Source organism: Micromonospora sp. NPDC005979 (assembly GCF_040614415.1).
GTDB lineage: Bacteria > Actinomycetota > Actinomycetes > Mycobacteriales > Micromonosporaceae > Micromonospora.
Map to the genome: position 1 here is coordinate 139,341 of NZ_JBEXUR010000008.1, position 13,084 is coordinate 152,424.

The 13,084-nt window shown below is 71.7% G+C and carries 13 protein-coding genes and 1 pseudogene; 9 read left to right on the forward strand and 5 right to left on the reverse strand.

Features of this window, described 5'->3' with window-relative positions:
* Positions 1 to 94: 94 nt before the first annotated feature.
* Together ABZ272_RS15605 and ABZ272_RS15610 are read right to left on the reverse strand one after the other, a co-directional pair.
* Positions 95 to 856, reverse strand: a complete 762-nt coding sequence (locus ABZ272_RS15605; RefSeq protein WP_355050781.1) for a class I SAM-dependent methyltransferase — start codon at positions 854 to 856, stop codon at positions 95 to 97.
* Between the two features lie 117 nt (positions 857 to 973).
* On the reverse strand, positions 974 to 1,405 hold the full coding sequence (locus ABZ272_RS15610) for an ArsI/CadI family heavy metal resistance metalloenzyme (protein ID WP_355050628.1): 432 nt from the start codon (positions 1,403 to 1,405) through the stop codon (positions 974 to 976).
* A 77-nt stretch (positions 1,406 to 1,482) separates the two neighbouring features.
* Between ABZ272_RS15610 and ABZ272_RS15615 the strand changes: the two genes are divergently transcribed.
* From ABZ272_RS15615 to ABZ272_RS15630, 4 genes are all read left to right on the forward strand, one after another.
* On the forward strand, positions 1,483 to 1,851 hold the full coding sequence (locus ABZ272_RS15615; RefSeq protein WP_355050629.1) for a metalloregulator ArsR/SmtB family transcription factor: 369 nt from the start codon (positions 1,483 to 1,485) through the stop codon (positions 1,849 to 1,851).
* A complete protein-coding gene (locus ABZ272_RS15620; protein ID WP_355050630.1) occupies positions 1,848 to 2,585 on the forward strand; it encodes an MIP/aquaporin family protein in 738 nt (245 codons plus the stop codon). The genes ABZ272_RS15615 and ABZ272_RS15620 overlap by 4 nt, the downstream gene beginning before the upstream one ends.
* A complete protein-coding gene (locus ABZ272_RS15625; RefSeq protein ID WP_355050631.1) occupies positions 2,582 to 2,983 on the forward strand; it encodes an arsenate reductase ArsC in 402 nt (133 codons plus the stop codon). Before ABZ272_RS15620 ends, ABZ272_RS15625 begins: the two co-directional genes overlap by 4 nt.
* A gap of 121 nt (positions 2,984 to 3,104) precedes the next feature.
* Positions 3,105 to 3,686 carry a Uma2 family endonuclease gene (locus tag ABZ272_RS15630; protein WP_355050632.1) on the forward strand — a complete coding sequence of 194 codons (582 nt, stop codon included), beginning with the start codon at positions 3,105 to 3,107 and terminating at the stop codon, positions 3,684 to 3,686.
* A 289-nt stretch (positions 3,687 to 3,975) separates the two neighbouring features.
* Here ABZ272_RS15630 and ychF read toward each other — a convergent pair whose 3' ends face one another.
* Positions 3,976 to 5,061: a redox-regulated ATPase YchF gene (ychF, locus tag ABZ272_RS15635; RefSeq protein WP_355050633.1), complete on the reverse strand. Its 1,086-nt coding sequence runs from the start codon at positions 5,059 to 5,061 to the stop codon at positions 3,976 to 3,978.
* A gap of 109 nt (positions 5,062 to 5,170) precedes the next feature.
* Here ychF and ABZ272_RS15640 point away from each other — a divergent pair, with 109 nt between their 5' ends.
* Positions 5,171 to 5,515: a hypothetical protein gene (locus ABZ272_RS15640; RefSeq protein WP_355050634.1), complete on the forward strand. Its 345-nt coding sequence runs from the start codon at positions 5,171 to 5,173 to the stop codon at positions 5,513 to 5,515.
* Between the two features lie 7 nt (positions 5,516 to 5,522).
* Here the strand turns inward: ABZ272_RS15640 and ABZ272_RS15645 are convergent, their stop codons facing one another.
* Positions 5,523 to 6,257 (reverse strand): peptidase E, encoded by a 735-nt coding sequence (locus ABZ272_RS15645; protein WP_355050635.1) that lies wholly within the window; start codon positions 6,255 to 6,257, stop codon positions 5,523 to 5,525.
* A 325-nt stretch (positions 6,258 to 6,582) separates the two neighbouring features.
* Positions 6,583 to 7,008: pseudogene (locus ABZ272_RS15650) on the reverse strand (hypothetical protein); the annotation flags it as partial.
* A 243-nt stretch (positions 7,009 to 7,251) separates the two neighbouring features.
* Here ABZ272_RS15650 and ABZ272_RS15655 point away from each other — a divergent pair.
* The 4 genes from ABZ272_RS15655 to ABZ272_RS15670 are packed head-to-tail and all read left to right on the forward strand — an operon-like array spanning position 7,252 to position 13,034.
* Positions 7,252 to 8,724, forward strand: a complete 1,473-nt coding sequence (locus ABZ272_RS15655; protein ID WP_355050636.1) for an AlkA N-terminal domain-containing protein — start codon at positions 7,252 to 7,254, stop codon at positions 8,722 to 8,724.
* On the forward strand, positions 8,721 to 9,230 hold the full coding sequence (locus ABZ272_RS15660) for a methylated-DNA--[protein]-cysteine S-methyltransferase (protein ID WP_355050637.1): 510 nt from the start codon (positions 8,721 to 8,723) through the stop codon (positions 9,228 to 9,230). The genes ABZ272_RS15655 and ABZ272_RS15660 overlap by 4 nt, the downstream gene beginning before the upstream one ends.
* Positions 9,231 to 9,267: 37 nt before the next feature.
* The gene (locus ABZ272_RS15665; protein WP_355050638.1) at positions 9,268 to 11,157 is read left to right on the forward strand and encodes an ABC transporter ATP-binding protein; all 1,890 of its coding nucleotides are present in this window, start codon (positions 9,268 to 9,270) and stop codon (positions 11,155 to 11,157) included.
* The gene (locus tag ABZ272_RS15670; RefSeq protein WP_355050639.1) at positions 11,154 to 13,034 is read left to right on the forward strand and encodes an ABC transporter ATP-binding protein; all 1,881 of its coding nucleotides are present in this window, start codon (positions 11,154 to 11,156) and stop codon (positions 13,032 to 13,034) included. The genes ABZ272_RS15665 and ABZ272_RS15670 overlap by 4 nt, the downstream gene beginning before the upstream one ends.
* The last annotated feature ends 50 nt before the right edge of the window (positions 13,035 to 13,084 follow it).

A 13,084-nucleotide genomic window follows, 5' to 3' on the forward strand; every position in this document is an offset into this window, starting at 1 on the left:
GACAGCTCAGCCGCAGGCCGCGGTCGTCGTTCCGCTGGGATGTGGCGCCGGATCGAGAACCCGGTGCCGCCCTGACGACGACCGTCGACGACCGTCAGAGTCGGCGGGCGCGAAGGACGCCGGTCAGCATGGGCAGGGTGAAGTCACCCTCGGCGGTCTCGGGCCTTCCGGCGAGGAACTCGCGAATCCGGTCGAGCGTGGCCGTCCGCTCCGGTTCCGGCATGACCAGCAACCCGGCCCGGGTGGCGAGCATCGCGACCAGAGAATCCGCGGTACGGCGCTGCCCGTGGGCAAACTCGGCCTGCTCCGGCGCACCGAACCGGCCGGCGACCCCGCCGCTCGGAGCGAGCAGGTCTGCCGTCGCCGCACGCCAACTGCTCAACGTGTCACGTGGGCCGATGGTCGCGCTTCCACTGACCCGTTCGAGTGCGGCGACCCAGGCGACCCGGTCGTCCAGGATGTTCCAGAGGCCGGCCAGGACGCCGCCGGGCTTCAGGACCCGGGCGATCTCCGGCCCGGCGACGGCCATGTCGAACCAGTGCAGGGCGTTGCCGGCCAGCACCGCGTCGACGGACGCGTCCGGCAGGGGGATTGCCTCCGCGCTACCCGCGAGGGCCCGTACGGTCGGCAGCGCGCGGCCGAGCTCGGTGCGCATCGCCGGATCGGGCTCCACCGCCACGACGTCGACGCCGAGCGCGATCAGCGTGGCGGAGAGTTTGCCGGTGCCGGCGCCGAGGTCGAGTACTCGCGGGCCGGGCGCGAACTCGAGCGCCCACCGCGCAGCGGCCCGCGCGTAGTCCGGGCGATGTCGGGCGTACGCGGACGCCGCCGTACCGAACGACGAGCTGAGCACCATCGATCCCACCGTCCTCTTGCTGCCGGTGTCCACATCATCCCCCAGCTCCTGGATGTCGGGGTGTCCCGATCGGCCGGACACCCCGACATTCAGGAAGCCGGGAACGCAGATCTGCCGTCAGCAGCAGCGCGAGCCGACTCCACTGGCCACCGGCTCGGCGTCGGTCACCTTGCCGAGCGTGTCGGCGTCGGCCTTCACGGTGTAGACCTCCCAGCGCTCGTTGCCCGGGCCGCGGACCCAGACCTTGTCCTGCAGGGCGTAGCAGCACTCGGTGTCGTTCTCCTCCAGCGTGATCAGGCCGGAGTCGGTGAGGCGCTTGGTGGCGGCGGTGACGTCGTCGGTGCTGAACACCTCGACACCCAGGTGATCCAGCGCGGTGGACTGGTCGGCCTCGCCCTCGATGAGGACGAGCTTCAGCGGCGGGTTCTCGACGGCGAAGTTGGCGTAGCCGGGCCGGCGCTTGGCCGGTTCGACGCCGAACAGCTTCGAGTAGAAGGCCACGGAGCCTTCGAGGTCGGACACGCGCAGGGCGAGCTGAACACGGGACACGATCATCTCCTTGCCTAGATGTTTATCGAATCAAGGCCTACGTTGCACCCTGTTTTGAAGTCTGTCAAGCTAGAGAAATGTCGAAACAAGAGCTGCCGGTGGTGGACCTCAACGCGGTCGCCTGCTGCTCCCCGATCGCGGCCCGCCCGATGGACGCCGATCAGGCAGCGGTGGTCGCGCCGCTGTTCAAGGCCCTGGGCGACCCGGTCCGGCTGCGGCTGATGTCGATGATCGCGTCGGTCCCCGAGATCTGCGTCTGTGACTTGACGCCGGCATTCGACCTGTCCGGGCCCACCATCTCCCACCACCTCAAGCTGTTGCGCGAGGCTGGCTTGGTCGACTCGGAGCGGCGCGGCACCTGGGTCTGGTACCGGGTCAAGCCGGAGGCGTTCCGCCAGCTCGGCGCGCTGCTGGACATCTCCGCCGCCCCGGTTGCCGCCACGTGAGCCTCACCCTGGCCCGGCGGGCATCGGCGGAGTTCGCCGGCACCGCCCTGCTGGTCGCCGCCGTGGTCGGCTCCGGGATTGCCGCCGCCCGGCTCTCCCCCACCGACGTCGGCCTCCAACTGCTGGAAAACGCGATCGCCACCGCCCTCGCGTTGGGTGCGCTGATCCTGACGTTCGGTCCGGTGTCCGGGGCGCACTTCAATCCGGTCGTCTCCGCCGTGGACTGGTGGCTCGGCCGGCGTGCCGGCACCGGCCTCACCGGTCGGGACCTCGCCGCCTACACCGCCGCCCAGACCGGCGGAGCCGTCACCGGCGCGGTGCTGGCTGACCTGATGTTCAACCTGCCGGCTGTCGCCTGGTCCCGTACCGAACGGGCCGGGGGAAACCTGTGGCTGGCCGAGGTCATCGCCACCGCCGGACTGGTCGTCCTCGTCTTCGCCCTCGCCCGCTCCGACCGCACCACGGCCGCCCCGGCCGCCGTGGGCGCCTACATCGGCGCGGCCTACTGGTTCACCTCGTCCACGTCGTTCGCGAACCCCGCCGTCACCATCGGCCGGGCCTTCACCGACACCTTCGCTGGCATCGCACCCACCTCGGTGCCCGGCTTCGTGGCCGCCCAGCTCGTCGGTGGCCTGGTCGGCGTCGCCGCGCTCGCCGCCTGGTACCCCCACGCCGCAGACGCCGCCGACGATGTCCTCGTACCCCACCTCACCCAGGAGCCAGAAACCCGATGAGTGACAAGCCCACCGTCCTGTTCGTCTGCGTGCACAACGCCGGCCGCTCGCAGATGGCCGCCGGCTGGCTCCGCCACCTCGCCGGGGACACCGTCGAGGTCCGCAGCGCCGGCAGCGAACCCGCCGAGACGATCAACCCGGTCGCCGTCGACGCCATGCGCGAGGTCGGCATCGACATCACCGACCAGACTCCGGTCCGACTCACCTGGGACGCCGCGGAGGCCAGCGACGTCATCGTCACCATGGGCTGCGGCGACGCCTGCCCGGTCTTCCCGGGCAAACGGTACGAGGACTGGAAACTCACCGACCCCGCCGGGCAGCCCATCGACGTGGTCCGCCAGGTGCGCGACGACATCAAGGGTCACGTCCACGCACTGCTGCGGGAGCTACGCCCGTGACGCGGATACGGTGAGCAGCGGCGCCGGTCGTATCGGAATGGCGCAGTGCCCACCACTACCCGGTCGAGGTGCTGGCCTCAGCGTGCCGGATCGCACCGTTACCCGATGCTACGGTGACGTCATGTCTGCGGTGCCCGAGTGGATGCGGCCGCCTCGCCCTGAGGGGTGGTTTGCCGATGACCTCGACCACCTTCCCGAGGCTCCCCGCCACACCGAACTGCTCGATGGAGCACTCGTCTTCATGATGTCTCCGCAGCGAGCCTGGCACAGCCGAGTTGTCTCGGCCCTGTTGTTCGCTCTGGCGGAGCAGGCGCCACCGGGTGTCGAGATCGAGCGGGAGATGACCATCCGGCTTGACCCACGCAACCGCCCCGAGCCCGATCTCCTCGCCACCAATGCGCCCTACTACGACCCCGACCGCACCTTCTACACGCCTGACCAGGTGCTGTTGGTCGTCGAGGTAGTCTCGCCGGAATCGGCTCACCGTGATCGGACGATCAAGCTGCGGAAATACGCAGAGGCGGGCATCGGAAACTACTGGCGCGTCGAGGAAGAGGGATCGCCAGTGATCCACACCTACGAGCTCGACGGCCCGACCCAGTTGTATGCGCCGACGGGCATCCATCGCCATGAGCTACGCGTCACGACACCATTCGCGATCAAAATCGACCTTGATGGGCTGGTGCCGGGCCGGAAGATCTGAATCCGGGGCACCGCTCGGTCGGGTGCGCAGACCCGCGTGACACTCCGCCGCTCTGGTGGGTCCCCTGCTCGGACCGCTGCGATGCGTCGTACTGCCACAGCTGTGGCACGGCCCGGATGATGCCGGCCACGGCAAGGATGGTCAGTCCTCCACCGACTGAGATCGCCCAGCGCGGTCCCCATGCCGCGCCCGTAGCCGCGATGAACCGCTCGGCGCGTGTGCGTTCACTCCACGGTGGCGCATTCCAGTAGCGCAGCACGTAGGCGCTGGGCGGTGCAACAGGCCGGATTCAGACGTTGAAGCGGAACTCCACGACGTCGCCGTCCTGCATGACGTACTCCTTGCCCTCGATGCGGACCCTGCCCGCCGCCTTCGCCGCCGCCATCGAGCCGGCCTCGACCAGGTCGCCGTAGGAGACCACCTCGGCCTTGATGAAGCCGCGCTGGAAGTCGCTGTGGATGACACCCGCGGCCTCCGGCGCGGTCGCGCCGATCGGGACGGTCCAGGCCCGGGCCTCCTTGGGGCCGGCCGTGAGGTACGTCTGGAGCCCGAGCGTACGGAAGCCGACGCGGACGAGCTGGTTGAGGCCGGGCTCGTTCTGGCCGATCGACTCCAGCAGCTCGCGGGCCTCCTCCTCGGGCAGGTCCACCAGCTCGGATTCGATCTTGGCGTCCATGAAGACAGCCTCGGCGGGGGCGACCAGGGCACGCAGTTCGTCGAGGAACGCCTCGTTGGCGAGTTCGGCCTCGTCGACGTTGAAGACGTACAGGAACGGCTTGGTAGTGAGCAGGTGCAGCTCGCGCAGGTGCTCCAGCTCGATCTTCGCGGCCGCGGCCCCGGAGTAGAGGGTGGTGCCGCCGTCGAGCACCTCGATGGCCTGCTTCGCGGCGGCGACCGCGGCGGCCCGGTCCTTGCGGAGCTTGGCCTCCTTCTCCAACCGGGGCAGCGCCTTGTCCAGGGTCTGCAGGTCGGCGAGGATCAGCTCGGTGTTGATCGTCTCGATGTCGTCGGCCGGCGAGACCTTGCCGTCGACATGCACCACGTTCGGGTCGGAGAAGGCCCGGACCACCTGGCAGATGGCGGAGGCGTCGCGGATGTTGGCCAGGAACGCGTTGCCCCGCCCCTGCCCCTTCGACGCGCCGCGCACCAGGCCGGCGATGTCGACGAACGACACCGGAGCCGGCAGCACCTTCTGCGAAGAGAAGATCTCGGCGAGCTTGCCCAGCCGCTCGTCGGGCAGCCCGACCACGCCGACGTTGGGCTCGATGGTGGCGAACGGGTAGTTCGCCGCCAGCACGTCGTTCTTGGTCAACGCGTTGAAAAGCGTGCTCTTGCCGACGTTGGGCAGGCCGACGATGCCGATGGTGAGACTCACGACGAGCCAGCTTACGCCGGTGCCGAGCGGGCCGGTCGACGCGGCTCCGATTCCACCGGGCCGAACGGGGCCCTGGTCGCTCCTCAGCGCGTCTGCCAAGGTGGCAGACGTGCCGACGTTGCAGTTCCTCATCATGGTCGACGGCCCGCTGACGGCGGCGGAGCTGCTCGACCTGATCCGCGCCCGGCTGCCCGACGCGATGCCCTACCGCCGGGACTCGGTCGACGTCCGGGGCAACCTGCTGGAGATCAACACCAACGAGGGCGCCGACCCGCGGCTCGCCGCCACCGACGAGGACGGCTATCTCTACTTCCGGTGGCGGGTGGAGGTGACGCCGATGGACCGGTCGGTCGACGAGGCGCAGCAGATCACCCTGGCCCGGGAGCTGCTGCGGGCGATCGACGGCCAGCAGGCGCGGGCCACCGTGTGTGCCGCGTTCGAAGATCGGGTCTGACCGGCGCTCAGCGGAGCAGACGGGGCGCGATGACCTCTTCCCGCACACTGCCATCGGCGCGACGACTCACCTCGTACGCCGAGACGCCCTCGCGGTCGGCGACCGCCTCGACCAGCCGGGTCCCCCGGTAGACCAGGCCGACGCCGTCGTCGGTGCAGTGGCTGGTCGGCAACGTCCCGTCCCCGACCAGCTCGTGCATCAGCGGCCGACGCTGACTCTCGCTGTCGTAGTGCACGCCATTGCCGTACGGCAGCCAACCCAACGCCCCGGTGTAGCCGCGCAGCCGGGGTCCGAAGCTGTCGGTGGCGCCGCCCACGTGCCAGCAGATCGAACCGGCCGAGACACCGGCCAACACCACGCCGGCCTGCCAGCACTCGTGCAGGATCTCGTCCAGCCCGTGCACCCGCCAGACCGCGACGAGATTGGCGACGCTACCGCCGCCGACCCAGATCACATCCTGTGCGAGCAGGTGGGCTCGGACGTCGTCGACGTTGGGCATCGGGAACAGCGCCAGGTGCGACAGACGGAACCGCGTGTCGGCGAACGCCCCGTAGACAGCGGTGAACGAGGTCGGCTGGTCACCGACGGCCTGCCCGAGGTAGCTGATCCGTGGCTGCGGACCGGCCTCGGCCAACTCGGCGGCCAGCTCGAAGATCGGGCCGGGACGCAGGTCGGACGGCCCCCGGTCGCCACGGAAGAAGCCCATGCTGGTGGCGAGGATGGTGGGTTCACTGGCGGGCATGAGCGATCCTTCCGTCGGTGTGGCGTGCCCAGCATCCTGCCGGAGTCGATCATTCTTCAAGGACTACCAGCAGTCGGGCGCGTCGACCTGTCCGACCTCCGTCGATCGGTCGGCGCGGCCGCTCAGCCGGCACGGCGTCGACCCGACCCGCTCAGCCAGCACGGCGTTGCCGGGGAAGGAGAGAGGGCCGCGCGCTGGCCGGGTCGGCGGTGACGCTCGACGCGCCCGACGGAGACGCCTGCGGATCGGGCCGGCGCCTCGCCGCCGTGCCCCCGGCGGAAGGCTCGATCTCGGTGGGCAGGTCGTCGAACGGCCGCTCGGACGCGGGCAGTTGCGCGCACGCGGCGCGGGGCAGGGTGAACCGGTCCGCCGCCGCCGGGCCCGCGGAGATCGACTCGCGCAGCATCCAGCGCACCTCGTCCGCCGTCCAGCCGAGGCTGGGCCGGGTCGCGATCTCCCCGATCAGCCGCCGGCCGACGGTGGTGTCGTCGTCGTAGAAACGCATGCACCGGTGATGCGTCCACATGCCGAGCGCCCGCAGACCGGCCTCGTCGAGCGACCGGGCCAGCCGGCCGCAGGCGGTGTCGGCGAACGGCTCCGCCTGGTCGGCGGACCGGTCCCGTTCGATGGCGCCGACGGCAGCCGGCGCGACGACCCGCATCCGGCGGTAGAAGGACTGCACCACGGCGCGGGGCAACGGCGGAATCGAGCCGTGTGTCGACGCCGCCACCCAACCCGCAACGCTCGCCATCGCCGCCCCCCTTCTTGAGTTGGTGGCGAGACGTTACCCGGGACGACCGACACTCCCGGGCAGGAATCCCCCACCCCTACCTCTCCGCCCTGGTGATCAAGAGGTTCGCGTCACGGCGCACGGCGTGTCGTGACGCGAACCTCTTGATCACCGGGACAAACGGGGGCCGGAGGCGCGGGGTGGGCACAGTCAGGTCTGATTTCCGCCAGCCGGGGGCTTGAGCAGCGGGGCATCATCGGTGGCGTGGAGATGGACTTCGAACGGTGCTACCGGGCGGTGGACAGTCGCGACCAGAGGTTCGACGGCTGGTTCTACACCGGCGTGACGTCGACCGGGATCTACTGCCGGCCGTCCTGCCCGGCGGTCACCCCAAAGCGGCAGAACGTCCGGTTCTTCCCGTCGGCCGCTGCCGCCCAGGGCGCCGGGTTGCGCGCCTGCCGCCGCTGTCGGCCGGACGCCGCGCCGGGCTCGCCGCAGTGGGACATCCGCGCCGACGTGGTGGGCCGGGCGATGCGGCTGATCGCCGACGGGGTGGTCGACCGGGACGGCGTGCCGGGGCTGGCCGCCCGACTGGGCTACACCGAACGGCACCTGCACCGGATGCTGCGCGCCGAGATGGGGGCCGGGCCGCTCGCACTGGCCCGGGCCCAGCGTGCGCAGACCGCGCGGATCCTCATCGAGACGACCGGGCTGGGGATGGCCGAGATCGCGTTCGCCGCCGGCTTCGGCAGCGTGCGGCAGTTCAACGATACGGTCCGCGAGGTGTACGCGAGCGCCCCCTCGGAGCTGCGGACCGCTCGCGGCCGACACCTGGCGGCAATCGGGGCGGGGACGATCACACTCCGGCTGGCGTACCGTCCGCCCCTGCACGCCCACGCGCTGCTGGACTTCCTCGCCCTACGCGCGCTGCCGGGTGTCGAGGAGGTACGCGACGGGACGTACCGCCGGGCGTTGCGGTTGCCACACGGCCCCGGCCAGGTGGCTCTGACCCCGGCGGACGGGCACGTGGCGGCGACGCTGCGCCTGGCCGACCTGCGCGACCTCGCGCCGGCGGTGGCCCGCTGCCGGCGTCTGCTCGACCTCGACGCGGACCCGGAGGCGGTCGACGCCACGCTGGCGGCGGACCCGGCCCTGGCCCCGGCGGTGGCGGCCGAGCCCGGCGTCCGCGTCCCCCGCGCGGTCGACGGTTTCGAAATGGCCGTACGCGCGATAGTGGGCCAACAGGTCTCGGTGCGCTCCGCGAGAACCACCCTGACCCACCTACTGGCCACCCGCGTCGATCATGAAGTTGTTGCCCCCGACGACGGCGTGTCGCGACAACAACTTCATGATCAACGGGGTGACCTGCGGGGGTTTCTGACGCCGGAGGAGGTTCTGGGGATTCCGGATGGGGAGTTCGGGATGCCGGGGCGGCGGCGGGAGACCATTCGCGGGCTGGCCCGCGCCGTGGTGGACGGGACCGTGGATCTCGCGCCGGGGGGTGACCGCGCGGAGACCAGGCGGCGGCTGTTGGCGCTGCCCGGGATCGGGCCGTGGACCGCCGACTACCTCGCCATGCGCGCCCTCGGCGACCCCGACGTCCTCCTCGACAGCGACCTCGCGATCCGCCGGGGCGCGACGGCGCTCGGCCTACCCGACACGAACCTCGACGCGCACGCCGAACGGTGGCGCCCCTGGCGGTCCTACGCCACGATCAGACTCTGGAGAGCGGCATGAGCATCGACAGCACCGTCCTGACCACCCCGACCGGCCCGCTGAGCATCCTCGCCGACCGCGACGGTCAGGTCCTGGCGGCCGGCTTCACCCCCGACCCGGCGGCGCTGCCGCCCCTGATCCACCCGAGTCTGCGCGCGTCGGTACGGCAACGCGCCGACCTCGGGCCGACCACCGTGGCCGTCCGGTCCTACCTGGACGGGGATCTCGCCGCCATCGACTCGGTGCCGGTACGGCAGCACACCGGCGGCGAGTTCATGGCCTACGCCTGGAAGGTGCTGCGGGACGTGCCGCCGGGCGCGCCGGTCACCTACACGGGGTACGCGGCGCTGGCCGGGAGGCCACCCGCGGTGCGGGCCGCGGCGGCCGCCTGCGCGCGTAACGCCGCGGCGCTCTTCGTGCCCTGCCACCGGGTGCTGCGTACCGACGGGAGCCTCGGTGGCTACCGCTGGGGGCTGGAAGTGAAGAAGTGGCTTCTCGGTCATGAGCGGCGGTTGACGGCAAGCTGACAACTACACGGGCACCCAATGACGCTACCGTCGGGTAGTGCCTGTGGAGAGCGACGGCGACCGGGCCGCCCCGGTCGCCGCGGGCCGCCACCCCGTGCACAACCTCTGGCGGCTGCGCCGCTACCTGCGCCCGTACGCCACCGAGTTCGTCTGGTTGCTGGTCGCCGGGCTCGCCGGCACGGCCGCCGGGATCGCCGTACCCCTGGTGGTGCAGCGCGTGGTGGACGGGCCGGTGGCCCGCCACGAGCCGGCGGGCCTGCTCCAGCTCGGGGGTCTGGCGCTGCTGCTCGGCGTGGTCGAGGCGCTGCTCATCTTCATCCGCCGGTGGGTGCAGTCGTCCTCGGCGGTGGGCATGGAGGCTGCCCTGCGCGCCGACGTCTACGCGCACCTGCAACGGCTGCCGGCCAGTTTCCACGACCGCTGGCAGTCCGGCCAACTGCTCTCCCGGATCACCAGCGACCTGTCGGTGATTCGCCGGTTCCTGTCGTTCGGTGTCTTCTTCCTGGTGCTCAACCTGACCACCTACGTGGTGGTGGTGCTGCTGCTGATCCACCTGCACGCGGCGCTCGGGTTGCTGGTCGCGGCCAGCGCCGTGCCACTGCTGCTGATCACCCGCCGGTTCGGTCGGCACTACCACACCGCGTCCCGGCGAATGCAGGACCAGCAGGGCGACGTGGCGACGCTGGTCGAGGAGACCGCGCAGGGTCTGCGCACGATGAAGGCGTACGGGCGGGGGCCCGAGCTGGCCGCCCGCTTCGCCGACGGGGCCCGGACGCTGCACGACACCGGCGTGGGCAAGGGCCGGCTGCTGGCGAACACGGCGGCGCTGCTCGACCTGGTGCCCAACCTGACGCTGGGCGTGGTGCTGGTCGCCGGTGCCGCCGCCGCCGCGCGGGGCGTGCTCACGCTCGGGGAGCTGGTGGCGTTCGCCAGCCTCCAACTGATGCTCATCTGGCCGGTGCAGTCACTGGGCTGGATCATCGCCAACGGGCAGGAGGCCGCCACCGCCGCCGACCGGATCCAGGAGGTGCTGGACACTCCACCGCAGATCGTGGACGCCCCCGATGCGCTCACGCTCAGCCGCGACGCGGTCCGGGGTCGGCTCCGCTTCGAAGGGGTCGCCTTCCGCTACCCGGGCGCGGCCACGGGCGTCCTGGACGAGATCGACCTGACCATCGAGCCGGGCGAGACGCTGGCCCTGGTCGGTGCCACCGGCTGCGGCAAGAGCACCCTGCTCTCGCTGGTGCCCCGACTGCACGAGGTGACCGGCGGCCGAATCACGCTCGACGGGCACGACCTGCGCGACCTGCGGCTGGCCTCGCTGCGCCGGCTGGTCGGGGTGGCGTTCGAGGAACCCACCCTCTTCTCCATGTCGGTGTGGGAGAACCTCACTCTGGGCCGCCCGGACGCCGACGACGACGAGGTCCGCGCGGCACTCGCGCTCGCACAGGCCGATTTCGCGTACGACCTGCCGTGGGGCCTGGCCACCCGCGTGGGTGAGCAGGGGTTGTCCCTCTCCGGGGGCCAACGGCAGCGGTTGGCCCTGGCGCGGGCGGTGCTGGGTCGCCCGGCGCTGCTGGTGCTAGACGACCCGCTGTCCGCCCTCGACGTGCACACCGAGGCGCTGGTGGAGGCGGCGCTACGGCAGGTGCTGCGAGCCAGCACCGCGCTGCTGGTGGTGCACCGGCCGTCGACGATCGCGCTTGCCGACCGCGTCGCCCTGCTCGACGGTGGACGGATCGCCGCGGTCGGCCGGCACTCGGAACTGCTCGCCACCGTGCCCGCCTACCGGTCGTTGCTCGCCGCCGAGCCACCACCCGCGCAACCGGCCACCGCCGTCCACCCAGCCGGAACCGGGCCCGGGGGTGTCGGGCCGCCCGGGCCCGGCGCGTCCACCTCGGACGGCTGGGGCCTGGTGCGCTCGTGACAATCCCCGAGCAGGCCGATCCATCTCCCGGTGGGGAGCCGGAGCTGGCCCGCTGGCGGGGGACGGCCACCGACCCGGAGGCCGACCGGAGCCGGGCCGAGGAGAACACCCCGGAGGCCGTCGCCCGGCTGCGCCGGCACAGCCGGGCCCTGCTGGCCGACCTGCTGCGCCCGCACCGGGGGCGACTCGCCGCCGCCGTCGGTCTGCTGCTCGCGCAGAACGCCGCCGCGATGGCCGGCCCGTACCTGGTCATGGTCGGCATCGATCGCGCCATCGCCCCGCTGCGCGCCGGGAACGCCACCCCGCTGGTCGCGGTGGCCGGGGCGTTCGCCGCCGCCGCCGTGACGGAGTACGCGGCCCGCCGCGGCTTCCTGACCCTCTCCGCCCGCATCGGCCAGGCCGTTCTGCTGGACCTGCGACAGCGGGTGTTCGGGCACTTCCTGCGACTGTCGGTGGGCTTTCACGAGCGGTACACGTCGGGTCGGATGGTGTCCCGCCTCACCAGCGACCTGGACAGCATCGCCGAGTTGGTCGACGGGGGAATCGACAGCCTGGTGCTGGCCGCGCTGTCGATCCTGTCGGTGGCTGCCATCCTGCTCTGGCTGGACCTGCCCCTGGCCGCGGTGACGCTGCTCGCGTTCCCGTTCCTGTTCTGGCTCTCCCGCTGGTTCGCTCGGGCTTCGGCCACCGCCTACCGGCGGACGAGGGAGGCCATCGCCCTGGTCATCGTGCACTTCGTCGAGTCGATGCGGGGCATCCGGGCGGTGCAGACGTTCCGTCGGGAGCCGCGCAACCAGCGGATCTTCGTGACGCTCGGGGACGACTACCGGCGGGCGAGCCTGCACGCGTTCCGGCTGATCGCCACGTACTCGCCGGCGATCAAGTTGATCGGCAACCTCACGGTCGCGGTCGTGCTCTGTTACGGCGGGTGGCGGGTGCTCGACGGGCGGACCGAGATCGGCGTGCTCGCCGCGTTCCTGCTCTACCTGCGACGCTTCTTCGAGCCTATGCAGGAGCTGAGCCAGTTCTACAACTCGTTGCAGTCGGCGACGGCGGCGCTCGAGAAGCTGGCCGGGGTCCTCGACGAACGTCCCGGCGTCGCCGAGCCGGCCCGGCCGGTGCCGCTGCCACGCGGCCCCGGTCACGGCGAGCTGACGTTCCGGGGCGTCTCGTTCGGCTACCGCGCGAACACCCCCATCCTCGCCGGACTGGACCTGCGGGTGCCGGCCGGGCAGACGGTCGCGCTGATCGGGCCGACCGGCGCGGGCAAGTCGACCATCGCCAAGCTCGTGGCCCGGTTCCACGATCCGGACGCCGGCACGGTCCTGCTGGACGGCATCGACCTGCGCGCGGTGTGCGACGCCGACCTGCGCCGCGCCGTGGTGCTCGTGACGCAGGAGAACCACCTGTTCAGCGGCACGGTGGCGGAGAACATCCGGTTCGGCCGGCCGGGCGCCGACGACGCCGAGGTGCGGGCCGCCGCGCAGGCGATCGGCGCGCACGAGTTCATCGCCGCGTTGCCCGAGGGGTACGCCACCCAGGTGCACCGGCGCGGCGGGCGGCTCTCCGCCGGCCAGCGACAACTGGTCGCGTTCGCCCGGGCGTTCCTCGCCGACCCGACCGTGCTGATCCTCGACGAGGCGACGTCGTCGTTGGACGTGCCGACGGAACGGCTGGTGCAACGCGCGCTCGGCACCATCCTGCGGGACCGGACGGCGCTGGTGATCGCACACCGCCTCTCCACAGTGGAGACCGCCGACCGGGTGCTCGTCGTCGACGGCGGGAAGGTCGTCGAGGACGGCCCGCCGGCCGTGCTGGTCGGGTCCGGCGGCCGGTACGCGGCCCTGCACCAGCAGTGGCGCGACTCGCTCGGGTAGGACCGGCGATGCGCAACTCCGTGGCCCGGCACCCTGCTGATGCCTACGAT